At 58.4% G+C, this 23,153-nt stretch carries 15 protein-coding genes, 1 tRNA gene and 1 pseudogene; 10 read left to right on the top strand and 7 right to left on the bottom strand.

Annotated elements, in window-relative coordinates:
* The first annotated feature begins 483 nt into the window (after nucleotides 1–483).
* The gene (gene phoH, locus AC1M2H_RS17195) at nucleotides 484–1,272 is read left to right on the top strand and encodes a phosphate starvation-inducible protein PhoH (RefSeq protein ID WP_283825819.1); all 789 of its coding nucleotides are present in this window, start codon (nucleotides 484–486) and stop codon (nucleotides 1,270–1,272) included.
* 74 nt (nucleotides 1,273–1,346) lie between these two features.
* Here the strand turns inward: phoH and AC1M2H_RS17190 are convergent, their stop codons facing one another.
* Both AC1M2H_RS17190 and AC1M2H_RS17185 read right to left on the bottom strand, forming a co-directional pair.
* Nucleotides 1,347–2,588 (bottom strand): MFS transporter, encoded by a 1,242-nt coding sequence (locus tag AC1M2H_RS17190; RefSeq protein WP_480148298.1) that lies wholly within the window; start codon nucleotides 2,586–2,588, stop codon nucleotides 1,347–1,349.
* Between the two features lie 204 nt (nucleotides 2,589–2,792).
* Nucleotides 2,793–3,098 (bottom strand): M20/M25/M40 family metallo-hydrolase, encoded by a 306-nt coding sequence (locus tag AC1M2H_RS17185; RefSeq protein ID WP_480148297.1) that lies wholly within the window; start codon nucleotides 3,096–3,098, stop codon nucleotides 2,793–2,795.
* Between the two features lie 28 nt (nucleotides 3,099–3,126).
* On the opposite strand from AC1M2H_RS17185, the pseudogene AC1M2H_RS17180 reads away from it, so the two are divergent.
* Nucleotides 3,127–3,618, top strand: a pseudogene (locus AC1M2H_RS17180) (TonB-dependent siderophore receptor); the annotation flags it as partial.
* A 2,131-nt stretch (nucleotides 3,619–5,749) separates the two neighbouring features.
* Here the strand turns inward: AC1M2H_RS17180 and AC1M2H_RS17175 are convergent.
* Both AC1M2H_RS17175 and AC1M2H_RS17170 read right to left on the bottom strand, forming a co-directional pair.
* Nucleotides 5,750–5,837, bottom strand: a tRNA-Ser gene (locus AC1M2H_RS17175).
* Between the two features lie 261 nt (nucleotides 5,838–6,098).
* Nucleotides 6,099–6,959, bottom strand: a complete 861-nt coding sequence (locus AC1M2H_RS17170) for a pirin family protein (RefSeq protein ID WP_480148296.1) — start codon at nucleotides 6,957–6,959, stop codon at nucleotides 6,099–6,101.
* A gap of 115 nt (nucleotides 6,960–7,074) precedes the next feature.
* Here AC1M2H_RS17170 and AC1M2H_RS17165 point away from each other — a divergent pair, with 115 nt between their 5' ends.
* Nucleotides 7,075–7,980 carry a LysR family transcriptional regulator gene (locus AC1M2H_RS17165; protein WP_480148295.1) on the top strand — a complete coding sequence of 302 codons (906 nt, stop codon included), beginning with the start codon at nucleotides 7,075–7,077 and terminating at the stop codon, nucleotides 7,978–7,980.
* Nucleotides 7,981–8,014: 34 nt separating this feature from the next.
* On the opposite strand, the gene AC1M2H_RS17160 is transcribed toward AC1M2H_RS17165, so the two are convergent.
* Together AC1M2H_RS17160 and AC1M2H_RS17155 are read right to left on the bottom strand one after the other, a co-directional pair.
* On the bottom strand, nucleotides 8,015–8,791 hold the full coding sequence (locus tag AC1M2H_RS17160; protein ID WP_480148294.1) for a hypothetical protein: 777 nt from the start codon (nucleotides 8,789–8,791) through the stop codon (nucleotides 8,015–8,017).
* An 11-nt stretch (nucleotides 8,792–8,802) separates the two neighbouring features.
* A complete protein-coding gene (locus AC1M2H_RS17155; RefSeq protein ID WP_480148293.1) occupies nucleotides 8,803–9,849 on the bottom strand; it encodes a porin in 1,047 nt (348 codons plus the stop codon).
* 411 nt (nucleotides 9,850–10,260) lie between these two features.
* On the opposite strand from AC1M2H_RS17155, the gene AC1M2H_RS17150 reads away from it, so the two are divergent.
* Nucleotides 10,261–11,628: a class-II fumarase/aspartase family protein gene (locus AC1M2H_RS17150; protein ID WP_480151972.1), complete on the top strand. Its 1,368-nt coding sequence runs from the start codon at nucleotides 10,261–10,263 to the stop codon at nucleotides 11,626–11,628.
* Nucleotides 11,629–11,657: 29 nt separating this feature from the next.
* Here AC1M2H_RS17150 and AC1M2H_RS17145 read toward each other — a convergent pair whose 3' ends face one another.
* Nucleotides 11,658–12,542 carry a MurR/RpiR family transcriptional regulator gene (locus AC1M2H_RS17145; RefSeq protein WP_480148291.1) on the bottom strand — a complete coding sequence of 295 codons (885 nt, stop codon included), beginning with the start codon at nucleotides 12,540–12,542 and terminating at the stop codon, nucleotides 11,658–11,660.
* A gap of 250 nt (nucleotides 12,543–12,792) precedes the next feature.
* On the opposite strand from AC1M2H_RS17145, the gene dcuC reads away from it, so the two are divergent.
* The 6 genes from dcuC to AC1M2H_RS17115 all read left to right on the top strand — a co-directional run bounded on the left by dcuC (nucleotide 12,793) and on the right by AC1M2H_RS17115 (nucleotide 23,092).
* Entirely contained in the window at nucleotides 12,793–14,166 is a 1,374-nt protein-coding gene (gene dcuC, locus AC1M2H_RS17140) for a C4-dicarboxylate transporter DcuC (protein WP_480148290.1), read from the top strand.
* Nucleotides 14,167–14,204: 38 nt separating this feature from the next.
* On the top strand, nucleotides 14,205–15,899 hold the full coding sequence (locus AC1M2H_RS17135) for an NAD-dependent malic enzyme (protein WP_480148288.1): 1,695 nt from the start codon (nucleotides 14,205–14,207) through the stop codon (nucleotides 15,897–15,899).
* 865 nt (nucleotides 15,900–16,764) lie between these two features.
* Complete coding sequence (iroB, locus tag AC1M2H_RS17130) at nucleotides 16,765–17,880, top strand: salmochelin biosynthesis C-glycosyltransferase IroB (protein WP_480148287.1); 1,116 nt, start codon at nucleotides 16,765–16,767, stop codon at nucleotides 17,878–17,880.
* 13 nt (nucleotides 17,881–17,893) lie between these two features.
* On the top strand, nucleotides 17,894–18,049 hold the full coding sequence (locus tag AC1M2H_RS17125; RefSeq protein WP_480148286.1) for a hypothetical protein: 156 nt from the start codon (nucleotides 17,894–17,896) through the stop codon (nucleotides 18,047–18,049).
* Nucleotides 18,049–21,720 carry a salmochelin/enterobactin export ABC transporter IroC gene (gene iroC / locus AC1M2H_RS17120; RefSeq protein ID WP_480148285.1) on the top strand — a complete coding sequence of 1,224 codons (3,672 nt, stop codon included), beginning with the start codon at nucleotides 18,049–18,051 and terminating at the stop codon, nucleotides 21,718–21,720. Before AC1M2H_RS17125 ends, iroC begins: the two co-directional genes overlap by 1 nt.
* Nucleotides 21,721–21,850: 130 nt before the next feature.
* Entirely contained in the window at nucleotides 21,851–23,092 is a 1,242-nt protein-coding gene (locus AC1M2H_RS17115) for an alpha/beta hydrolase-fold protein (RefSeq protein WP_480148284.1), read from the top strand.
* Nucleotides 23,093–23,153: the final 61 nt, after the last annotated feature.

The following is a 23,153-nucleotide window of genomic DNA, read 5'->3' as shown; positions in this document are numbered from 1 at the left end:
TTTCTGCTGTTTTTCCATTCTTTTTTTGTATTTCCTGCCTTGTGTTATTTTTCTGTAATCTATTTGTCGGAAACTCTTCTGAGCTGCGATGAGAATTATTTGTTGTCTATATGTAAGAAATAAGTTGCATTAAGAATTATTTTTGATGTACTTATTACAGACGCGGTAGTTCCCGGCAGTGATGTCGTTTCACTATGGAGATCGCGAATGCCCGATTGCTGTAACGGAAAATGTAAATCTTCTTACCGTACTCATCAGCACGGGGGCCAGACTTCCGGCCGCGATTCCCACACCTCGAATTTTTCTCCAGTCACCACCGATAACCTAAACCCAGACCGGGTATGCGGTGCGCGTAGCCGCGACCCGTTGTCAATTCGACAGGCAAGCAATGGCTTACAAGGAAGCCAAACCTCAATCGTTCGTGCGCATAATCGCGTCGATATTGACGCGTGTGATGTAAACCAACAACGCAAGGTGCTATCCATGGGAAGACAAAAAGCAGTGACCAAAGCTCGTCGTGAGGCCAAACGTGTGCTGAGACAGGATTCGCGCAGCCATAAGCAGCGCGAAGAAGAATCGGTCACATCGCTTGTGCAAATGAGTGGCGTAGAAGCAATTGGTATGGCGCGGGACAGCCGCGATTTGTCGCCAATTGAAGCGCGTAATGACGCTCAGGTGCATTATTTGAATGCCATTGACAATAAACAGCTGATCTTTGCCACCGGCGAAGCCGGATGCGGGAAGACCTGGATCAGCGCGGCGAAAGCAGCTGAGGCTCTGATCCATAAAGACGTGGACAGAATTATTGTTACCCGTCCCGTTCTGCAGGCCGATGAAGACCTCGGCTTCTTACCGGGAGATATCGCCGAGAAATTCGCCCCCTATTTCCGCCCGGTGTATGACGTGCTGGTGAGAAGGCTGGGCGCTTCCTTTATGCAATACTGCCTGCGGCCGGAAATTGGCAAGGTGGAAATCGCGCCGTTCGCCTATATGCGCGGACGTACATTTGAAAATGCGGTTGTGATTCTGGACGAGGCTCAGAACGTGACCGCCGCGCAAATGAAAATGTTTTTGACCCGCCTCGGGGAGAACGTGACGGTTATCGTCAACGGCGACGTTACCCAGTGTGATTTACCCTCTGGCGTAAGGTCTGGCCTGGTCGATGCGCTGGCGCGTTTTGAAGAAGACGAGATGGTCGGTATCGTTCGCTTTACGACCGACGACTGCGTCCGCTCGATGCTCTGCCAGCGGGCGCTGAAAGCCTACTACTAGCGGTTACATGGTGTGCAAAGCCCGGGGAAACCCGGGCTTTGTTTTTTCTGCGGCCCGCCGGCGCGGTTCGCGGCTTAGCCAATCGCCCCTAGCGCATCTTCGTTGCCCTGTTTTTTTGGCAGCAGGAACAGGGTGGCGAAAATATCCAGCAGATAGAGCAGGGCCAGCAGGGTGATCGCCGCGGTAAACGACCACTGGCTGACGAACAGGCCAATCACCAGCGGCCCGAAGCCGCCGACGCCGCGCCCGAGGTTAAACAGGACGTTCTGCGCGGTGGCGCGCACTTTTAGCGGATAGGTATCGGAGATCAGCGCCCCGTAGCCGCCGATCATCCCGTTGACAAACATCCCCATCAGGGCGCCGGTAAACAGCATGACGGTAGGGTCGCGCAGCTGGGCGTAGATAATCACCATCACCACGGCGCCGACCTGGTAAATGAGGAAGATTTTCCAGCGCGAGAAGCGATCCGCCAGCACGCCAAACAGCCAGATGCCGAAGGTCATTCCGACCACCGTGACCGCCGTCCATAGCCCCGATTTGGTCAGCGAGAAGCCAAAGCTGGAGGAGAGATAGCTGGGCATCCAGATCATCAGGCCGTAGTAGCCAAAATTCTGCACCGAACACAGGATCAGGATACCGATGCTGGCCTTCGAGGTGGCGCTGTCGGCAAACAGCATCCTGATCCGCGACGTGAACGATATTTCCTGCGCGACGCGGCTATCTTTGGTAAACGCCTCCGGTTCCCCCATCCCGCGGCGGATGGCAAATGAGACCAGCGCCGGCAGGAGGCCGACCAGAAACATCCCGCGCCAGCCGATGATATCCAGCAGCAGCGGGGTGATAAAGGCGGCAAGCAGCACGCCAAGCTGCCAGCCGATGCCGACCCACGCCGAGGCGCGGTTGCGCTTATGGGCCGGCCAGACTTCGGCAATCAGCGCCATGCCGATACCGAATTCGCCGCCAAGCCCCATACCCGCAAGGGTACGATAGGCCAGCAGATCCCAATAGCCCTGGGCGACCGCGCACAGACCGGTAAAAACGGAGAACATCAGAATCGTGAAGGTCAGCACGCGAATGCGTCCGAGGCGATCGCTGAGATGGCCAAATAAAATCCCGCCCAGCACTGCGCCAATGAGCGTCCAGGTCACCAGGGAACCTGCCTGAGAGGTGCTGAGCGCCAGAGAAGCGCTGATTGCCGGCAGCATGAAGCCGAGGATCAGCAGGTCGAAACCATCCATTGCGTAGCCGCTGATCGCCGCGACCATGGCTTTAGCCGGCGTCACGCCGCGTTTGTTTTGTGGGGAAGAGAAGGTCATGTCCAGGCCTTAGGATTAAATTGTGCGCCAAGTATAGATTTGTCAGCGGCCGCAATCTACCTCAAAGAGGAGCCGGGGGGCGGGGGAGGTGAGCAAAGCCGGAGCATCGCCAGATGCTCCACCGTCGCGAGAAACGAGACTAAATAGTTATGGATAGCGGGAGGAGCGGCCGGTGCCGCTCCTTTGCGAGGGATTGCGGATGGACTAGCCCGCCAGCTGGCGGTCCAGGTTGAGCAGGGTTTGCGCCATCACCGCCGCACCATCCGCCAGCTGCTGTTCGGTAATCGACTCTTCCGGGCAGTGGCTGCGCCCGCCGAGGCACGGAATAAACACCATTCCCACCGGGCCCGTCGGGGAGACGTACACCGCGTCGTGCCCGGCTCCGCTTGGCAGGCGCTGGTATTCCAGTTGCAGGTGCTCGGCGGCTGCGGCGATCGCCCGCATCACGACGTCGGAGCAGGGAGTTGGGCTGGCGCGGCTCACGTGCTCAAGGGTGGCGGAGAGCCCCATAGCCGCCAGCTCCGATGCGCACAGCTGCAATCAGGGCGTTGAGCTGGCGCTGAACAACGATCTCAGCGAATTGGCGCATAGCCTGGATGGGCTCAGCCTCTATTCCACCTATACCTATACCCGCGCGGTATCCGTCAGCGGCGAGTTTTCGGGTAAAGATCTGCCATTCTATTCCCTCCAGGTGCTGACGGTGGGCTCCCGCTACGCGACGGGCAGCTGGGTGTGGAACGTCGATGGCTATTCGCAATCGCGCCAGCATTCTCCGGGATCGTCTGATGCCGGGAACGGTTATATCACCCGGGAGAGCGATGATGGCCAGTACGGTAATATTGCCGGCTATATGGTGTGGAATATGCGCGGTGAATATGACATGGGGCCGTCGTGGTCCAACCTGAAGCTGGGCGCCAGGGTTAAAAACCTTTTCGATCAGCGCTACTACACGCGTTCAACGGATAATAACTACGGCAAATATGTCGGCGAGCCGCGTACCTTCTTTGTTCAGGCGTCGCTGGCTTTCTAAACGTGTGACGCTTCGTGGGGCAGGGATGCACCGCGAAGCGGTCAGGTCAGAGAGCGGGGGACTGGCGGAGGAGTGATAAAGCCATACCTCCGGCTGGGTGCAATATGCGAAAAAAAAAGCCCGTACGCAAGTACGAGCTCTTCTTCAAATATGGCGGTGAGGGGGGATTGACTCGCTTCGCTCGCCCTGAAGGGCAGCCCGCTCGCAGGCTCGCGGTCTGTCCAGCTGGCTTTGCCAGCTGTCGAACCCCGGTCGGGGCTTCTCATCCCTCCCGGTGGGTGCAATATGCAAAAAAAAAGCCCGTACTTGCGTACGAGCTCTTCCTTAAATATGGCGGTGAGGGGGGGATTGACTCGCTTCGCTCGCCCTGCGGGCAGCCCGCTCGCAGGCTCGCGGTCTGTCCAGCTGGCTTTGCCAGCTGTCGAACCCCGGTCGGGGCTTCTCATCCCCCCGGTGGGGTGCAATATGCGAAAAAAAAGCCCGTACTTGCGTACGAGCTCTTTCTTAAATATGGCGGTGAGGGGGGGATTGACTCGCTTCGCTCGCCCTGCGGGCAGCCCGCTCGCAGGCTCGCGGTCTGTCCAGCTGGCTTTGCCAGCTGTCGAACCCCGGTCGGGGCTTTTCATCCCCCCGGTGGGGTGCAATATGCGAAAAAAAAGCCCGTACTTGCGTACGAGCTCTTTCTTAAATATGGCGGTGAGGGGGGGATTGACTCGCTTCGCTCGCCCTGCGGGCAGCCCGCTCGCAGGCTCGCGGTCTGTCCAGCTGGCTTTGCCAGCTGTCGAACCCCGGTCGGGGCTTCTCATCCCCCCGGTGGGGTGCAATATGCGAAAAAAAAGCCCGTACTTGCGTACGAGCTCTTTCTTAAATATGGCGGTGAGGGGGGGATTGACTCGCTTCGCTCGCCCTGCGGGCAGCCCGCTCGCAGGCTCGCGGTCTGTCCAGCTGGCTTTGCCAGCTGTCGAACCCCGGTCGGGGCTTCTCATCCCCCCGGTGGGGTGCAATATGCGAAAAAAAAGCCCGTACTTGCGTACGAGCTCTTTCTTAAATATGGCGGTGAGGGGGGGATTGACTCGCTTCGCTCGCCCTGCGGGCAGCCCGCTCGCAGGCTCGCGGTCTGTCCAGCTGGCTTTGCCAGCTGTCGAACCCCGGTCGGGGCTTCTCATCCCCCCGGTGGGGTGCAATATGCGAAAAAAAAGCCCGTACTTGCGTACGAGCTCTTTCTTAAATATGGCGGTGAGGGGGGGATTGACTCGCTTCGCTCGCCCTGCGGGCAGCCCGCTCGCAGGCTCGCGGTCTGTCCAGCTGGCTTTGCCAGCTGTCGAACCCCGGTCGGGGCTTCTCATCCCCCCGGTGGGGTGCAATATGCGAAAAAAAAGCCCGTACTTGCGTACGAGCTCTTTCTTAAATATGGCGGTGAGGGGGGGATTGACTCGCTTCGCTCGCCCTGCGGGCAGCCCGCTCGCAGGCTCGCGGTCTGTCCAGCTGGCTTTGCCAGCTGTCGAACCCCGGTCGGGGCTTCTCATCCCCCCGGTGGGGTGCAATATGCGAAAAAAAAGCCCGTACTTGCGTACGAGCTCTTTCTTAAATATGGCGGTGAGGGGGGGATTGACTCGCTTCGCTCGCCCTGCGGGCAGCCCGCTCGCAGGCTCGCGGTCTGTCCAGCTGGCTTTGCCAGCTGTCGAACCCCGGTCGGGGCTTCTCATCCCCCCGGTGGGGTGCAATATGCGAAAAAAAAGCCCGTACTTGCGTACGAGCTCTTTCTTAAATATGGCGGTGAGGGGGGGATTGACTCGCTTCGCTCGCCCTGCGGGCAGCCCGCTCGCAGGCTCGCGGTCTGTCCAGCTGGCTTTGCCAGCTGTCGAACCCCGGTCGGGGCTTCTCATCCCCCCGGTGGGGTGCAATATGCGAAAAAAAAGCCCGTACTTGCGTACGAGCTCTTTCTTAAATATGGCGGTGAGGGGGGGATTGACTCGCTTCGCTCGCCCTGCGGGCAGCCCGCTCGCAGGCTCGCGGTCTGTCCAGCTGGCTTTGCCAGCTGTCGAACCCCGGTCGGGGCTTCTCATCCCCCCGGTGGGGTGCAATATGCGAAAAAAAAGCCCGTACTTGCGTACGAGCTCTTTCTTAAATATGGCGGTGAGGGGGGGATTCGAACCCCCGATACGTTGCCGTATACACACTTTCCAGGCGTGCTCCTTCAGCCACTCGGACACCTCACCATATTGTTTTGCTGCCCACCTTGGGTGGGCAACGGGGCGGTACTATAGGGAGTTGCGCTAAAACGGTCAAGCAGTATTTATGCTTTCCTTACCGTTCGCTCAAGCAATGAACACCGCCCCGGTAAAAAACGCCAGGCCGGTGACTTTAACGCTGTGAATCAAACCGTTTGCTAACGCTTATCGCTTCCTGAGCGTGTCGGCATCGCCGCAACAGAATCGCTAACGCTGGCAGGAGCAAACATATTATTCCCCTCCGCCGTCTCAGATTTGGCCAAAGCGGCCGCTATTAAAATCGCGTACCGCCTGCGCGATTTGCGTTTTGCTGTTCATCACAAATGGGCCATAGCCGACAACGGGCTCGCCCAGCGGTTCGCCGGCCAACAGCAGGACTTTGGCATCAGCGGTAGCGCTGAGGTACAGCGTTTCACCCTGCTGGCTCAGCACTACCAGCTGGCCTTCGCGCGCGTTCCCGGCGTCGTTAACGCTGACTTCACCTTCAAGCACAACCAGCGCAGTGCTCCAGCCGGCAGGCTGACGTAACTCGACCTCGTGGCCCTGCGTCAGCTGCATATCCCAGACGTTCAGCGGCGAGAAGGTATGCGCCGGACCGGAAGCGTCGGCGTAATGGCCGGCGATGACCCGCACGTGGCCCGCGCTATTCGGCAGAGCGACGCGGGGAATCAGGTCAGCGGTGATGCTCTGGTATCCCGGCGCGGCCATTTTATCTTTGGCCGGCAGGTTGACCCACAGCTGAATCATCTTCAGCTCGCCTCCGGTACGGGTAAATTCCGCCGAGTGGAACTCTTCGTGCAGGATCCCGGCGCCTGCCGTCATCCACTGCACATCGCCGGGGCCAATCACGCCGCCGCGGCCGGTCGAGTCGCGGTGCTCAACTTCGCCTGAATAAACAACGGTTACGGCTTCAAACCCGCGATGCGGATGCTCGCCGACGCCGCGTTTGCCGCTCCCCGCCGGGAAGCTATGCGGTCCTGCGTAATCCAGCAGCAGGAAGGGGCTCAGCTGCTCGCCGTGGGTCTGATAAGAAAACAGCGAACGCACCGGGAAACCGTCACCGACCCAGTGCTGAGGTGGTGCGGTATAGATGCCTGTAATCTGTTTCATTACTCTCTCTCCTGTGCAGGTGCTGCGATGTCAATAAGCTTAGATGCGCGACCTGTAGCCCGGTAGATAGCAAAAATGACCTATACTGTTCTAAAAATGGAACAACGGGGGAAGGATGCAGGATCTCAACGACTTAGCCTGGTTTGTCCAGGTGGTGGATCATGGCGGATTCGTCGCTGCGGGGAGGGCGCTCGATCAGCCGAAATCGAAGCTAAGCCGCCGCATTGCCCAGCTGGAAGAGCGTCTCGGCGTGCGCCTGATTCATCGCACCACCCGGCAGTTCGCGGTAACCGAGATCGGCCAGGCCTTCTATCAGCACTGCAAAGCGATGCTGATCGAGGCGGAAGCGGCGCAGCAGACGGTTGAAACGCTGCGGGCCGAACCCTGCGGAAGCATCAGGCTGACCTGTCCTGTCACCTTGCTGCATGCCCACGTCGGGCCGATGCTGGCGCGGTTTATGCTGCGCTACCCGAGCGTCAATATTCTGCTGGAGGCCACTAACCGGCGGGTCGATGTGGTCGGCGAGGGGATCGATGTTGCGATCCGCGTGCGGCCGCGGCCCTTCGATGATAGCGATCTGGTGATGCGGGTGCTGGCCGATCGCGGACACCGGCTGTTTGCCAGCCCGGCGCTGGTGGCGCGTATGGGGCAGCCGCGGGCGCCGTCTGAGCTAAGCGGGTGGCCGGGATTGAGCCTCGACGCCGGCAGGCATCAGCATAAATGGCAGCTGACCGGTCCGCAGGGCGCGCGGGCGGAGATCTACTTTACGCCGCGAATGGTGACCACCGACATGCTGGCGCTGCGTGAGGCGGCGATTGCCGGAATTGGCGTCGTGCAGCTGCCGTTGTTAATGGCGCGCGATAAGCTGGCGACGGGTGAGCTGGTGGTGGTACTTGATGAGTGGCAGCCGCGGCGGGAAGTGATCCATGCGGTCTTTGCCTCCCGCCGCGGGCTATTGCCGTCGGTGCGCGCGCTGGTGGATTTTCTCAGCGCAGAGTATCAGCGGATGGAAGAGGATTGATGCAGGGCCGGGTGCGCCGGCCCTGGTCAAAGGTCTATGATGACTTTTGTTCTCTGAAGGCGACGACCGTATCCCATGCGGTTTGCTGCAGGGCGCGGGCCGTCTGTTCGGTCATATCGCTGTCGACGGGCAGGGCGCCGCCTACCGGAGATTGATTATAGAGGGTAGCAAACAGCACGCAGGCCGTCAGGTAGGTGCCGGCCAGCGATGGGTGGTTGCCATCGCTGTGGTATAAATTTATCTCCGGATGCTGCGCAATGGCGCGCGCGAAAGCGAGGCCGACCGGGGCCACGTAGCCGTGCGTCTGGCGGGCGATATCAAGATAGGCCTTTTCCAGTTTATCCGTCTGCTCCGGTTTATTTTTGCTGGCCCAGGTCATGAACCAGACGACCTTTTCATTCGCTTTATGCGCAATGTCCGCCATGGTTATCGCCGACTGGGTAAAATACTCCCGGGTGGCGGCCTTTTTGCTGATAGCTTCCGTCGAGTTTCCCTGGAAGATGACCACGTCCCATTTTTGCAGACCGTTCTGGAACTGTAGGTTGGGGATATGCCAGCCCAGGTGTCCGGTCGAGATGGTAATACCGCGATACGCATAGCCTTTGCCGCGCTCGGGCAGCAGCGAGCGGGCGAGGTCGCGCAGGCGAGTATTCACATTGTTATTATAATGGGTGTACGAGTTGCCATATATTGCGACGGTTTTATTTTCGCCATCCATTATCGCCCGTGGAGAGGGCGCAATAATGGTATCAGCCAATGCGAGGCTTGACAGGCACAGGTAGCCGGCCAGCAAATAACGTGCTTTTTTCATCTTACTTATCCTTAAAAGTCGTAGCGCAGCCCGGCGATAAATGCATCGTCATGGGTTGGCTTATTTTTATTGGCTAACTCCTTCACATAGCTCAGAGACAGCCAGATATCTTTCGCCAGGGTTAATTGCGTTTCGGCACGCCAGCCCCGGCGTTCGGCATATTTTTTGCCATCTTCATTCAGCGTACTATATCCTCCTAAGAATCTGACTTTTTGAAATTTCCATGAGGCTAAAGAGTCGAAACTGGTATAATCATTATCGCTATTATTATCGCGGGCGATAGCCACACGGCCTACCGTGGTAGCGAGCGAAATATCGCCATAGTCCAGCTGCAGCCCGCCGAGATATTGCGTATGCTTTTTCCGCCCATCCGTGGTTTTGACGCCTTCCTTACGCTTATATTCGCTGGCGGCGATGGCCGGCGTTATTTGCAGATCGGCCAATGACCAGGTTTTTCGATAGCTGGCCATCATGCCGTCATCGAGGGCGTCGGTATCGCTATTACCGTTGCCCATCACGTACGCCAGCTGGAGCTGATGTCCGGCAAAATCGCCGTTCCACTGAACGGTGCCGTCCTGGCGGTTAAACTGGTACGAGCTATCTATCGTCGTGATCCCGTAGCTATAGACGTTGGGGGTAAAGTTTTTATAGCGGTCGGTCATTTTCATCACCTGATAGAGCGGGTTTTTGGTGCGCCCGCCAATTAATTCACCGTAGCGCTTGTGGGAAAGACCGAGGTAGGCATAGCGAGCGTCCAGATCTTTATCTCCGGTTTTATTATCGTTTTTTTCAGTTCGCACCTGCCATTCAACCCGACCGACTATTTTGGTCTCATCTAATAGATCTAGTTTATGCGTTAAATAGAGCCCCAGGCGGCCGCCGAGCTGGCTGCGCGAATCGTCTTCGGCGAATGAAGCGTCGCCGTGGGCGAGCTGCCATTCAAACCTGCCATATATATCCAGCGTGCTCTTGTTATCTTTATAAACGTTCATTGCCGAAGCGGAATAGCTGACACTGATTAATGCGCCAATGATGATGGCTTTCGTTGTTATATGCATAGGATCCTCGGGCCAGAGAAGGAGTGAGGTAACGGTTTATGTTCTATTGTTGGGAGTACGCGTTTTTTTTAAACCTGAACGGCGGCGGGAAATAGGGGAAACATTTTTTCTCATGACCAATTGTGAGCTTAAACACAAATTGTCATAAACTCGCCTCTTTTTGCTGCGAATAAATCCCTCGACGGCGCGGGGGATAATTATTTTAACCGCCGTAATGGCGTAAATCAGGGTGGATTTGTTAAGCCGCTCACATTCCAGCAGGGGGATCCGGGCGCGACTGCGGGAAATAAACTTTCCCATTTTTCCGCTTAATTATTTAACGCACAATCGGCGCAGATAGAGAAAACCATTCGGTTGTTGCAAAATGGCGCCATGCTGTTGGTAAGGGCGCAATCCATACAGGAGTTAATGATGCGAGGTAGTCAAAGTTCGGTATTTGATTCAGAACTCTATTCCTCTCTGTTTACCCAATCGGAGATGAAGGTTATCTGGTCGGATGAAAATCTGATTCGCTGTTGGCTAACGTTCGAATCGACCGTGGCGCGCGTTCAGGCAGAGCTGGGGATTATTCCGCAGCAGGCGGCGGATGATATTGGCGAAACCTGCCGGACGCTTTCCCTTGACTGGGACCGCCTTGCCCAGGAGACCCGCAGCGTGGGTATGCCAATCAAGCCGCTAATCGATCAGATTGCCGATGCCGGGACGCCGCGGGTGAAAAAATATCTGCACTGGGGCTGCACCACCCAGGATCTTCTGGATACCGGACTGGCGATGCGTCTTCATCAGACGCTGACGCTGCTGCGGCGCCTGACGATCGGGCTGGGAAACGCGCTCAAAGAGATGGCAGTAGAGCATAAGTACAGCGTCATGGTGGCGCGTACCAATTCGATAGATGCATCGGCTACCACGTGGGGGCTGCAGGTAAGCGGCTATCTGGGAGAGCTGACCCGGCATTTGCGGCGTCTGGATAATCTGTTCGCGACGGCGACAACCGGTTTATTTGGCGGAGCGGTGGGTAACCTGGCGTCGGTCGGCGCGCAGGGGCTGACTATTCGCAACCGTTTGATGGGCGAGCTGGGATTAAGCTGTCCATCAGGCGCCATGAACGCCAGCCAGGATAACGTCGTTGAGGTGGTGCAGTTTTTCGCCCTCGTGCACGGCACGCTATGCCGGATCGCCAATGACGTCGAGACGCTGGGGCGCACGCCGATTGCCGAGCTGCGGGAAGGGGAAGGCGGCGGCGGTTCCAGCGCGATGCCGCATAAAACCAACCCGCGCTCCAGCAATATGATACAGACGCTGGCCCGCATGGGCTGGATGTACTCCTCAGGCGCGCCAAACCTGCTCGATCAGCATGACGTCCGTTCCGCCTCCGCCCGGGTGCTGAACTGGACGCTGGTGCCGGAAGCGGCGCTATGTCTTGCGACCAGCCTTGAGCGCGGCGAACGCCTGATTCGTCATCTGGTAGTGGATACCGCTAAGATGCGTGAGAACTTCAGCGCCTCGCATCACTTTATTATGTCTGAATCCGTCTCCATGAAGCTGGCAGAAAAGGTTGGCCGCAGTGAGGGATACAATATGCTGAAAAACCTGCTAAACCAGGCGGACGGATCGCAGAACCTGCGCGAGACCCTCACAGGATGTCCGGCGATCGTCGATCTCCTGTCCGAGGAGGAGATCCGCGAGGCCTGCGAACCGACCAGCTGGCTTGGCAGCAACGATGCGTTAATCGATGAAGCGATCGATGCCTTCGATCGTCAGCTATCCCCCCCGGTCTGATCGGCGATTTCTGCTCATCCGGTGGCCCTTCAGGTACCGGATGAGAAGGTTTCAAAAAAGCCGAAAAGATCTTCCAGCTGTTCAAAATTGCCTTCCCCGCCGCCTTTTTCATAGGCCAGATGCAGCGTCAGCTCAATAAAGAAAAAACCAATGATCCGACTTTTAAATACCGAATGAGTATCGCTTGGTAACACGAATTGCAGATTGCAAAATTTCCCGTAGGGGTTGGATTCAGAATTGGTGATCAGCACTACCAGCGCTTTTTTACTGCGAAACCATTCGGCGATGCGTAGCGCCATATTATTAAATCGATAGTATGAGAAAACGATCAAAACGTCGTTATCGGTCAGGTTTAGCAACGATTTTGGTAATTCTCCGGCATCCAGCGATAATAGCGTGACGCGATCGCGAAAATACTTGATGAGCGTGACGAAGTGCGTTGCCATCGCATGGGATGATGAGGGGCCGACGACATATAATTTACGCTCGTCGTTGAGGATAATATCGATAAATTGATTCAGGCTGTTGATATCGATACTCTCTTTGAAGCTGGCAAAAAGGCCCGCCACGTTATTATTGAACTCCGTGACCACCTGTTCGGTTGCCACGTGGTCTCTGGCCGGCGAGCGCGAGGCCAGCTCATAGGGGGAAATCATCTTTTGTGGCGACAGCGACTCCTCAACGACGCGCCGGAACGCCGCGTAACCGGTGAAACCGAGTTTATTTAAAAACCGCCCAATAGTTGCTTTACTGACCGCCGCGTTGTTTGCGATATCGACAATGCCGTGATAGGGAATTTCATTAAAATGGTCGCGGATATAGTTATCCAGGCGCTGTTCTGACTCGGTTAAAGCGGATAAATGCGCGGTGTTGGCTTTATATTCATCCAGCGTTAAGGGTGATTTAATCGGCATTTCATTGACCCCGAAGACTTATTTCTCTGTGAAATATCTCATAGTTAGAGAGATAAGTAAGTATTACGCTAATGCCATCAGCAGGGACGCTTCAGGTTATGGGATCGTGCGCACAGTTTGCTGTGGGAAAATCATTTTCTCATTTTTTACGCCGTCCGCGAAATTTACTCTGTTGCCATCTAAAAAAACAACCCACGACCAGAAACGAAGCATTTCATATCTTACCCGGCTTCATACAAGGATATCATCCATGATCGCATTTATAATCGCCATTGTGATTACCATTATTGCTGCATGGTTAATCATCAAAAACGTTCAGCCCCAGACGGTTCTGCTGCTGGCCGGTCTGACGCTGCTGACCGTCACGGCGCTGTTTTATCCGCAACAGAGCATTCTTTACGGGAGTGCGAAATCGACAGGTTCAATATGGCTCGATATTTTCGCATTTGCCAAAGAGTCCCTGGCCACCCAGGTTGCGGGGATAGGGCTTATCATCATGGCGGCCGGGGGCTTTGCCAGCTACATGGATCATATCAAGGCGTCGAATGCGATGGTGAACGTTTGCATTCGCCCTTTACAGGTAATTAAAGCTCCGTACGTGATTCTTGCGCTGGGATATATTTGCGCTCAGCTACTGCACGTGGCGATCTCCAGCGCCGCCGGGCTGGCGATGCTGCTGCTGGTGACCTTTTTCCCGGTGCTGGTGCGTCTGGGTGTGAGCAAAGCGGCGGCGGCTTCGATGATCGGCCTGTGCGCATTTATGGATTTAGGCCCGGCGGTTGGCACCGCTAACCTCGCGGCTAAGCATGCCGGCATGGAGGCGGCGGTCTATTTTGCCCACTACCAGATGCCGGTGGCGCTGGCCGTGATGCTGGCGGTAGCGGTGCTGATTTTCTTCACCGCGAAATATTACGACAAAAAAGAGGGGCATTATCCAGGCGAGGCGTTGGTGGCGCAGGAGAGCGTCAGCGAAGCCGGGCCGCGGGCGCTGACGTTTTACGCCATTCTTCCGGTCTTTCCCGTGATACTGGTGCTGGTATTCAGCCCGTTAGTCATCACCTCGGTTAAGGTTGATGTGGTTACCGCGATGATCGTCGGTACGCTGCTGGCCTTTGTCTGCGAGCTGGCGGTGACACGGGATTTTCGCGCCAGCTGTAAAGGCGTGCAGAGCTTTTTTAAAGGGATGGGCAGCATGTTTACCAGCATCGTTTCGCTGCTGGTGTGCGCCGATATTTATGCCCAGGGGATGCAAAAGATTGGCGCTATCGACTATTTACTCGACGCCGTACGCAACGCCGGTTTTGGTTTTGCCAGCATGACGCTGGTCATGACCGCCCTGGTCGGCGTGACCGCCGTGCTCACCGGCTCCGGCGTGGCGGCCTTCTTCTCCTTCTCCGGTATGGCTCCTTCTATTGCAAAGACCTTTGGTGAAAGCGCGGTAAAAATGATCCTGCCGATGCAGATGATGGCCGGCATGGGACGCTCTATCTCTCCGGTCGCTGGAATTATCATCGCCGTCAGTAAGGCCGGAGAGTGTTCGCCATTTGCTATCGTCCGCCGGACGCTCATTCCCGCTATCGGCGGCATTATCGCCATGCTGGCGGCCAACTATCTCCTGTTTTGAATATCAATATTTCGTCACTTTAGCCACAGGATCTTGTTATGGAAAATGAACCAAGGGAACATCCGCTGTATATTCCGTATGCCGGTTCGCTGCTGCTTGAAGCGCCTTTATTAAATAAAGGAAGCGGTTTTACCCAGGCCGAGCGCGATAATTTTAATCTGCATGGTTTGATTCCGGCGGCGGTCGAATCCATCGAAGAGCAGGTGCAGCGCGCCTGGCAGCAGTTTCAGGATATTGAATCGGATATTGCCCGCCATATCTATTTACGCAATATCCAGGATATTAATGAGACGCTGTTTTATCATCTTATCGAGCGCTATTTACCGGAGATGATGCCGATCATTTATACCCCGGTAGTTGGACAAGCCTGCGAGCATTTCTCGGCGATGTTCCGTCGCCCGCGCGGGGTGTTCATTGCATGGGAAGATCGCGATCGTATCGATGATATTCTGCACAACGCCTCCCGCCAAAATATTCGGGTTATCGTGGTTACCGACGGCGAGCGTATTTTAGGCCTCGGCGATCAGGGGATGGGCGGTATGGGGATTCCGATCGGCAAATTGTCCCTGTATACGGTCTGCGGCGGCATCAGCCCGGAACATACGTTACCCATTTTTCTCGACGTCGGAACGAATAATTCCCGCTTGCTCAACGATCCGCTGTACATGGGGCGCCGCCATCCGCGCATTACCGGTGAAGACTATTTTGAGTTTATCGACCGCTTTATTCGCGCGGTGAAGCGCCGCTGGCCGGAGGTGCTGCTGCAGTTTGAAGATTTTGCCCAACAGGCGGCGATGCCCCTGCTGGAGCGCTACCGCGATGAGCTGTGCTGTTTCAACGATGATATCCAGGGAACCGCCGCGGTAACCCTGGGAGCGCTGCTGGCGGCGAGCCGGGCAAGCGGACGGGCGCTGTGTGAACAGACGGTGGTGTTCCTTGGCGCCGGGTCGGCAGGATGCGGGATTGCCGAACAGATTGTGACGCAGATGGTTGCCGAAGGTTTAAGCGACGCCCAGGCCCGGGCGCGGATCTATATGGTCGATCGCGCAGGCCTGCTCACGCAAGATCAGGCGGGGCTCCTCGCCTTCCAGCTACGCCTCGGCCAGCCGCGTAGCCGTCTGGAGGAGTGGGAGGGTAAGGACGGTAATTACGGCCTGCTGGAGGTGATGCGCCGCGCGCAGCCGACGGTGTTGATTGGCGTAAGCGGCCAGCCCGGTCTGTTCAACGAAGCCGTGATAGCCGGGATGTATCGTCATTGCCGGCAGCCGATTATCATGCCGCTCTCTAATCCGGACTCCCGGGTCGAGGCGCGGCCGGAAGATATTCTGGCCTGGACCGACGGGCAGGCGATCGTCGCGACCGGTAGTCCCTTTAAACCCGTGCAGCGGCAGGGGAAAAGCTACCCCATTGCGCAATGCAATAACGTCTATATCTTTCCCAGCATCGGGCTTGGGGTTGCGATCGGCGAGGCCCGGAGGGTGACGGAAGGGATGCTGATGGCGGCAAGCCGAACGCTGGCGGAGCACTCTCCGCTGGCGCTTCACGGTTCGGGGCCGCTGCTGCCTGACATCTCGGATATTCAGTCGATCACCAAACATATTGCGATTCGCGTAGCGCAGGCGGCGCAGCAGGACGGCGTTGCCCCCGTGCTGCCAGAAGAGACGCTGCGGGCACGTATTGCGGACAACTTCTGGCATCCGGTATATCGACAGTACCGGCGCACGCCGTTCTGAACGACCTGATTATCCTGGAGGGGGAGGACGGACGGCGAGCCTGGTCGACGCTCCCCATCTCTTGCTGCGAAAGCCTGTTCTATCGTGATGGCGTATATCTCCCGCGAGCTCAAATCAATGACCCTCGTTGCGTCGAAATGGACGAGTGGAACGCGAAAAATTAGCCCTCAGAAAATCAACCCGCTTATTTCGTTATCAATACTATACTCCTCGGATGACACCCCGCATTTGGTCCTCCTGACCCCCTGAAGAAACTGCGCATTCCCTTATTTTTAAGAGGGGGGATAATTCCTAATATTCACCGCTCAAATCCATTAATCTCTGATTATTATTGATAATGCTAATGATATTGGTAATCATTATCATTAGCATTCGTTATTGGGCTTTTATCTGGCAAGGTTATAGCAGAGGTCGCGAGGGAAGCGGGGCGATTGATCAACGGTATCTCTTCTCTTGTCGGCGAGCGCATGCTGACGCCATCAGGATGATGGCAACAGGTTTTGTCAGCAGGAATAACCGACACAGCAAAAACTCGTTGACCGATCTCTGTGCCCGGCGGATGCGCAAGGCCAGATCGGCGCCAGGCAGCACGGCGCCGTTTCTGGTTGTTTGAGGACAATGACGCTCAGGCGTTACCGGTAGTCGGGACACGGAAAGCCCGATTCGCCAGCGGAGGTCTCCGGGAGCCGAAGGTCCGCACTGGCTGCGGCATCGGGAAGCCGGCGACCTGCCTCTGGCGAAACCTACTCTGACGCAGGTTCTGACGCCGGGCGGCGGCCTGATGAAAAATATATCGCCGTCCTGGCCGCAGAGCGACTGCGTCAATTTCCAGACTTCAGTTAGTCAAGCGGAGAGGGATTTTCTCATGCGTATTCTGTTTGTGGGCCCACCTTTATATGGGCTGCTGTACCCGGTGTTGTCTCTTGCTCAGGCTTTTCGCGTCGATGGTCACGAAGTGCTGATCGCCAGTGGCGGAAAATTTGCGCAGAAAGCGGCAGAAGCGGGGCTGGTGGTGTTTGACGCCGCGCCTGGTTTTGATTCCGAAGCCGACTATCGCCGCCGGGAAGCGTTACGAAAGGAAAGCAACATCGGTACCAAAATGGGGAACTTTTCTTTCTTCAGCGAGGAGATGGCCGACCAGCTGGTGGAGTTCGCCGGACACTGGCGGCCCGACCTGATTGTCTACCCGCCGCTGGGGGTTGTCGGGCCGCTAATTGCCGCCAAATATGGCATTCCGGTAGTGATGCAAACCGTAGGCTTCGGTCATACCCCGTGGCATATCAAAGGCGTGACGCGATCGCTGGCGGACGCCTATCGCCGCCACGGCGTCGACCAGCCGCCGCGGGATATGGCGTGGATCGACGTGACGCCGCCGAGTATGAGCATTCTGGAAAATGAAGGGGAGCCGATTATTTCTATGCAGTACGTCCCCTACAACGGGGGCGCCGTCTGGGAAAAATGGTGGGACAGGACGCCGGATCGCAAACGCCTGCTGGTGAGCCTGGGGACCGTCAAACCGATGGTCGATGGCCTGGATCTGATTGCATGGGTCATGGACTCCGCCGGCGAGGTGGATGCCGATATCATTCTTCATCTGTCCGCGAATGCGCGGTCTGATTTGCGAACGCTGCCGCCAAATGTACGCCTTGTCGACTGGATCCCGATGGGGGTCTTTCTCAACGGCGCCGATGGCTTCATTCACCACGGCGGGGCGGGAAACACTCTGACGGCCCTGCACGCCGGGATACCGCAGATCGTGTTTGGCCAGGGCGCCGATCGTCCGGTCAACGCCCGCGCGGTTGTGGAACGCGGGTGCGGGATCATCCCCGGCGATGGTGGGCTGACCAGCGGAATGATTAACGATTTCCTCGGCAACCGCGCGCTTCGTACAGCGTCAGAGGAAGTCGCCGCAGAAATGGCGGCGCAAGCCACTCCGTCCGAGGTGGCGAATAACCTGGTCGCCCGGCTGCAACGCGGCTGATCGCTGTCTGCTGATGATGACGTTGCGTCAGGGCGAACGCTTCTGTTTTTCTCCCGCTGCGGGGCCGCAGAATGCCGCGCTGGCGCAATTTTTTGCGCGGATCTTTCCGGCGGCGGTTTGTCGCCGTCGTATTGAGGGATCCCACTTTTTATCGATGAAGGAGGCTTGATGCCTGCATCTCACTCTCCCATGCCCGCCCGCTCCTGGATAGTTCGCCTCGCCGGCGTGTGTTGGGAACGTAAGAAACTTAGCCTTATTGTGGTGGTGGCATCGGTGGCGACGATCGTTCTCGCCGCCTTGACGCCGCTGCTGACCCGCCAGGCGGTTAACGATGCGCTGGCGGGTAACCCGACCCGGCTGCCGTGGCTTGCCTGCGGCCTGTTGCTGATTGGACTTTTTGATTTTATCGGCAACTACGTGCGGCGCGGATACGCCGGGGAACTCTCGCTTTGGGTTCAGCATACCCTGCGGGGAAGGGCCTTCGACAGTATCCAGAAACTGGATGGCGCCGGACAGGACGCCCTGCGCACCGGGCAGGTGATTTCACGCACCAACAGCGATCTGCAGCAGATGCATAACCTGCTACAGATGTGTCCTGTTCCCCTCGCGGTTTTCACCTACTACGTCGCCGGCATCGCGGTGATGCTGTGGATGTCGCCGGCGATGACGCTGATTGTCGTCGGCGTGCTGGCCTGTCTGGCCGTTACCGCGCTACGCGCCCGCCGTCGCGTTTTTGCCCAGACGGGGCTGGCTTCCGACAGGCTGGCTCACCTGACGGAACATATGCGCGAGGTGCTGACCCAGATCTCGGTGGTGAAGTCATGCGTGGCGGAGCTGCGCGAGACGCGCTGGCTGGATCGTCAGTCGCGGCAGATGGTTCGCGTACGCATCGGCGCCGCTATCTCACAGGCGATGCCGGGGGCGACCATGCTGGCGCTGCCGGTACTGGGGCAAATCGTGCTGCTCTGTTTCGGCGGCTGGTCGGTGATGAACGGCCGAATTGACCTCGGTACGTTCGTCGCTTTCGCCAGCTTCCTGGCGATGCTCACCGGGCCGACCCGCGTGCTGGCTTCGTTTCTGGTCATCGCCCAGCGCACCCAGGCGTCGGTAGAGCGCGTTTTCTCTCTGATCGACACTCGGTCGCAGATGGTGGATGGGACGCAGTCCGTCAACGGGCAGGTCGTTGGCCTGGAGCTGGAGCAGGTGAGCTTTCGCTACGGCAGCGGCGCGGGCGTTCTGCAGGACGTTTCGTTTTCCCTACGCGCCGGTGAAACGGTGGCGGTGGTCGGGGCGTCAGGCTCGGGCAAATCAACGCTGTTGATGCTGCTCGCGCGCTTTTACGATGCCACCGCCGGCAACCTGTGGATCAATACGGCAGATGGCAGACAGAACATCCGCGATCTCAAACTGGAAGAGCTGCGCCGCGCCGTTGGCGTAGTGTTTGAGGACGCTTTTCTGTTTGCCGGGACGGTGGCGGAGAATATTGCCTACGGCCACCCGCAGGCGACGGACGAAGACATACGACGGGCCGCCGATGCGGCCGGCGCCACCGGCTTTATCTCGGTGCTGCCGCAGGGCTTTAAAACCCGCCTCAGCGAGCGCGGCACCAATCTCTCCGGCGGGCAAAGGCAGCGTATTGCGCTGGCCCGGGCGCTGATCACCGCGCCGGGAGTACTGGTTCTCGACGATACCACCTCGGCGGTTGATGCCGGCACCGAAGCGGAGATCAATGCTGCCCTGGGACGCTATGCGGACGAGCGGCATATGCTGCTGGTGATTGCGCGCCGCCGCTCAACGCTGCAGCTGGCCAGCCGGATTGTGGTGCTGGACAAAGGAGAGGTGGTGGATATGGGGACGCAGGCGCAGCTTGAGGCTCGCTGCCCGGCGTTTCGCGCGCTGATGTCAGGGGCGGGCGATTCCCTGGAACAGCCTGTGGCCTCGCATGTCGAACTGTGGCCGACCCCGTCCGCTCCGGAGGACGAGGTGGCAGCGGAGAGACCGGCGGCCGAGGAGAAAGGTTTTGTTGCGCGCATGACCCGCGTGCCGGATAAGGCGGTGCAGCTGGCGTTGGCAGGCCAGGGAAAACGCGTGTCGTCGCTTCTGTCGCCTGTCGCATGGATGTTTGCCATTGCCGCACTGCTGATCGCGCTGGATTCAGCCGCGGGCGTCGGCGTCCTTGTGCTGCTTCAGCGCGGTATTGACTCCGGCGTGGCCGCCGGCGATCTGTCCACGATCGGCATTTGCGCCCTGCTCGCGCTCTGTCTGGTGACCATTAGCTGGTGCTGCTATGCCCTGCAGACGGTGTTTGCGGCGCGAGCGGCGGAATCGGTGCAGCATACGGTACGCTTACGTAGCTTCGGGCATTTGCTGCGGCTTGGCCTGCCTTACCACGAGAAAAATGTCGACTCCCGGCTTACCCGTATGACGGTCGACGTCGATGCGCTTGCCCGGTTCCTGCAAAATGGTCTCGCCGGCGCGGCAACCAGCCTGGTGACGATCGTCGCCATTGCGGCGGCGATGTTCTGGCTCGATCCGATCCTGGCGCTGACGGCGCTAAGCGCGGTGCCGGTCGTCGTGCTGGCGACGTGGATTTATCGCCGCCTGAGCTCCCCTGCGTATGCCCAGGCTCGCCTTGAGATTGGGAAAGTCAACAGCACGCTGCAGGAGAAAGTGTCCGGTCTGCGGGTCGTGCAGTCTCACGGTCAGCAGGCGCAGGAGTCGGCAAAGCTGCACGCGCTGTCGGACCGCTTTCGCGCCACCCGCGTGCGGGCGCAAAAATATCTTGCCGTCTACTTTCCCTTCCTCACGTTTTGTACCGAGGCGTCCTATGCCGCCGTGCTGCTGGTGGGAGCCACCCGCGTCGCCGATGGCGAGATGACCGCCGGCGTGCTGGCGGCGTTCTTCCTGCTGCTGGGGCAGTTCTATGGTCCGGTCCAGCAGCTGTCGGGTATTGTGGACTCCTGGCAGCAGGCGACGGCCAGCGGTAAACATATTGATGAACTGCTGGCGACCGAGGGGGTGGAGCCAGTCGAGCCGACAGCGGCGGCGTCGGTCAGAGGCGCGCTGAATCTGGAAGAGGTAACGTTTCGCTATCCGGGCAGCGACGAGCCCGCGCTGGATAAGCTCACCCTTTCCATTCCGCAAGGAACGGTGGTGGCGGTGGTGGGACGCAGCGGCGCGGGCAAGTCAACGCTGATCAAGCTGATTGCCGGCCTCTATGTTCCCACCGGCGGGCGGATCCGCATCGGCGAACACGGCGTCGATGAGATCTCCCTGGCGGATTACCGCATGCAGGTGGGGCTGGTCGATCAGGATGTAGCGCTGTTCAGCGGCGATATTGCGGAGAATATCCGCTATGCGCGGCCATCTGGCAGCGATGCCGAGGTGGAAAACGCGGCTCGGCGGGCAGGTTTGTTTGACATGGTACGTTCGCTGCCGCAGGGGTTCCGTACGCCGGTGAATAACGGCGGCGCCGATCTTTCCGCCGGTCAGCGTCAGCTGATCGCGTTAGCCCGCGCCCAGCTTGCCAGTGCGCACGTTCTGCTGCTCGACGAGGCCACGTCGCGGCTGGATCGGACCGCCGAAGAGACCTTAATGACGTCGTTGACGGAGGGCGCGCGCGCCGAAGGAAGAACGGCGCTGGTGGTCGCGCATCGGCTCACCACCGCGTGCCGCTGCGACCGGATTGCCGTCCTGGACAAGGGGCGGATTGCGGAATATGGCACGCATGACGAACTGCTTGCGGCGGATGGCCTCTACGCCCGTTTATGGCATGATAGCGTTGGCAACGCAGACCCTGGCAGCGCAGCGCGCCAGACCGCGGGGGAAATTGTGGGATAACCGTTGCGTGCGGAGCGATGATTCCGCCCCTTTCGCGTGAATAAACTACTGCGGCCGTTCTTTGAACGGCCGCAGTAGTTAACGATAGTTAAGAAAAAACACAACTTTTCAATGATATGGAATGCTGAAAATGAGACATACCCCGCCCGAAGCGCCAACCGATATCCGCACCGCGGCCACTCTTCTTAGACAGATGGCCGAAGGCTCCCTGCCGGATGTCTCTCTGTTCTGGCGCGAGGTTGCCGCGATGAATATCCCGCTGGTCACCAGGGCGGCCGACGACCGCGATGAGCGCGAGGTGACGTTCCTGTGGCGTGCGGAAAAGCCGCTGCAGGGGGTTTACGTGCGCCTCAACCGCGTGACGGATAAAACCAACGTCGATAAGGGCCTCATGCGCCGCCTTCCGTCCAGTGATATCTGGACCTTAACTCTGCGCCTGCCGGCGACCTACTGCGGCTCGTACGCGATCGTTGAAATTCCGCAGGAGACCCCGGACGAGGTGCTTTCCCAGCTGGGTGGGCGCTTCTCAACGCTGAGTGGGCAGGCCGATCCGCTGAATAAGACGCCGGGGATTAACGTGCGGGGGAGTGCGAAGGAGTCGGTTCTGGCGCTCGACATGGCGCCGGCGCAAGATGAATGGGCGGGGGAACCGCATATTTTTTCCGGCAGCCTGAGCGTTTCACAACGGCTTATTGCCGGGAAACAGCGCCGCGTGCGCTTTTACCTCCCGGACGTGCCCGTATCGCAGCCTCTCGGGCTGCTGGTGCTGCCGGATGCCGAAACCTGGTTTGATCACGTCGGGGTTGCGCCGGCGATTGACGCCGCCATCAGGAATGGCCGTATCCCGCCCGTAGCTATCCTCGGCGTGGATAACATCGATGAGCGCGATCGTACCGCCATTCTCGGCGGACGCCGCGAACTGGTGCTCGATATTGCCGGGCGCCTGCTGCCGGAGATTCTGGCGGAACAGGCGCACCGGCGCTGGGCGGGCCGTTCGCAGACAGTGCTGGCGGGGCAGAGCCTCGGTGGCGTGACCGCGCTGATAGCGGCCCGGGATGCGCCGGAAACCTTCGGTCTGGTGCTATGCCACTCTCCGTCGATGTGGTGGACGCCGGACGGCAATGGCCGTCCTTTTCTGTTTTCCGCCAGCGATACCTCGTGGGTAAGCGAGCACCTGCTCTCTATGCCTCCGCAGACGGTACGCGTTCGGCTATGCGTAGGATCGTTAGAAGGTTCGACGGTTCCGCACGTGCAGCAGTTGCACCAGCGGCTGCTCGCCGCGGGAGTCGATAGCCGCTGCGCCATTTATACCGGCGGTCATGATTATGCGTGGTGGCGCGGAGCGCTCATCGACGGCCTGACGCTGCTGTAGCGGTTCGAGAGCCATTTCCGTTAACCGTATGTCATGTAATAAAAATTCAACTTTCACCTGT

It is taken from the genome of Klebsiella sp. F11 (assembly GCF_056712265.1).
Note: the sequence above shows the minus strand (reverse complement) of the source record. Positions and strands in the feature narration are given on the sequence as shown.

Excerpts from the sequence above, each read along its gene's own strand:
- AC1M2H_RS17145 (WP_480148291.1), bottom strand. The coding sequence starts at position 12,542 with ATGCCGATTAAATCACCCTTAACGCTGGATGAATATAAAGCCAACACC.
- iroC (WP_480148285.1), top strand. The coding sequence starts at position 18,049 with ATGCCTGCATCTCACTCTCCCATGCCCGCCCGCTCCTGGATAGTTCGC.
- iroB (WP_480148287.1), top strand. The coding sequence starts at position 16,765 with ATGCGTATTCTGTTTGTGGGCCCACCTTTATATGGGCTGCTGTACCCG.
- AC1M2H_RS17135 (WP_480148288.1), top strand. The coding sequence starts at position 14,205 with ATGGAAAATGAACCAAGGGAACATCCGCTGTATATTCCGTATGCCGGT.
- AC1M2H_RS17160 (WP_480148294.1), bottom strand. The coding sequence starts at position 8,791 with ATGAAAAAAGCACGTTATTTGCTGGCCGGCTACCTGTGCCTGTCAAGC.
- AC1M2H_RS17115 (WP_480148284.1), top strand. The coding sequence starts at position 21,851 with ATGAGACATACCCCGCCCGAAGCGCCAACCGATATCCGCACCGCGGCC.
- dcuC (WP_480148290.1), top strand. The coding sequence starts at position 12,793 with ATGATCGCATTTATAATCGCCATTGTGATTACCATTATTGCTGCATGG.
- AC1M2H_RS17190 (WP_480148298.1), bottom strand. The coding sequence starts at position 2,588 with ATGACCTTCTCTTCCCCACAAAACAAACGCGGCGTGACGCCGGCTAAA.
- AC1M2H_RS17150 (WP_480151972.1), top strand. The coding sequence starts at position 10,261 with ATGCGAGGTAGTCAAAGTTCGGTATTTGATTCAGAACTCTATTCCTCT.
- AC1M2H_RS17170 (WP_480148296.1), bottom strand. The coding sequence starts at position 6,959 with ATGAAACAGATTACAGGCATCTATACCGCACCACCTCAGCACTGGGTC.
- AC1M2H_RS17185 (WP_480148297.1), bottom strand. The coding sequence starts at position 3,098 with ATGGGGCTCTCCGCCACCCTTGAGCACGTGAGCCGCGCCAGCCCAACT.
- AC1M2H_RS17125 (WP_480148286.1), top strand. The coding sequence starts at position 17,894 with ATGATGACGTTGCGTCAGGGCGAACGCTTCTGTTTTTCTCCCGCTGCG.
- AC1M2H_RS17155 (WP_480148293.1), bottom strand. The coding sequence starts at position 9,849 with ATGCATATAACAACGAAAGCCATCATCATTGGCGCATTAATCAGTGTC.
- AC1M2H_RS17165 (WP_480148295.1), top strand. The coding sequence starts at position 7,075 with ATGCAGGATCTCAACGACTTAGCCTGGTTTGTCCAGGTGGTGGATCAT.
- phoH (WP_283825819.1), top strand. The coding sequence starts at position 484 with ATGGGAAGACAAAAAGCAGTGACCAAAGCTCGTCGTGAGGCCAAACGT.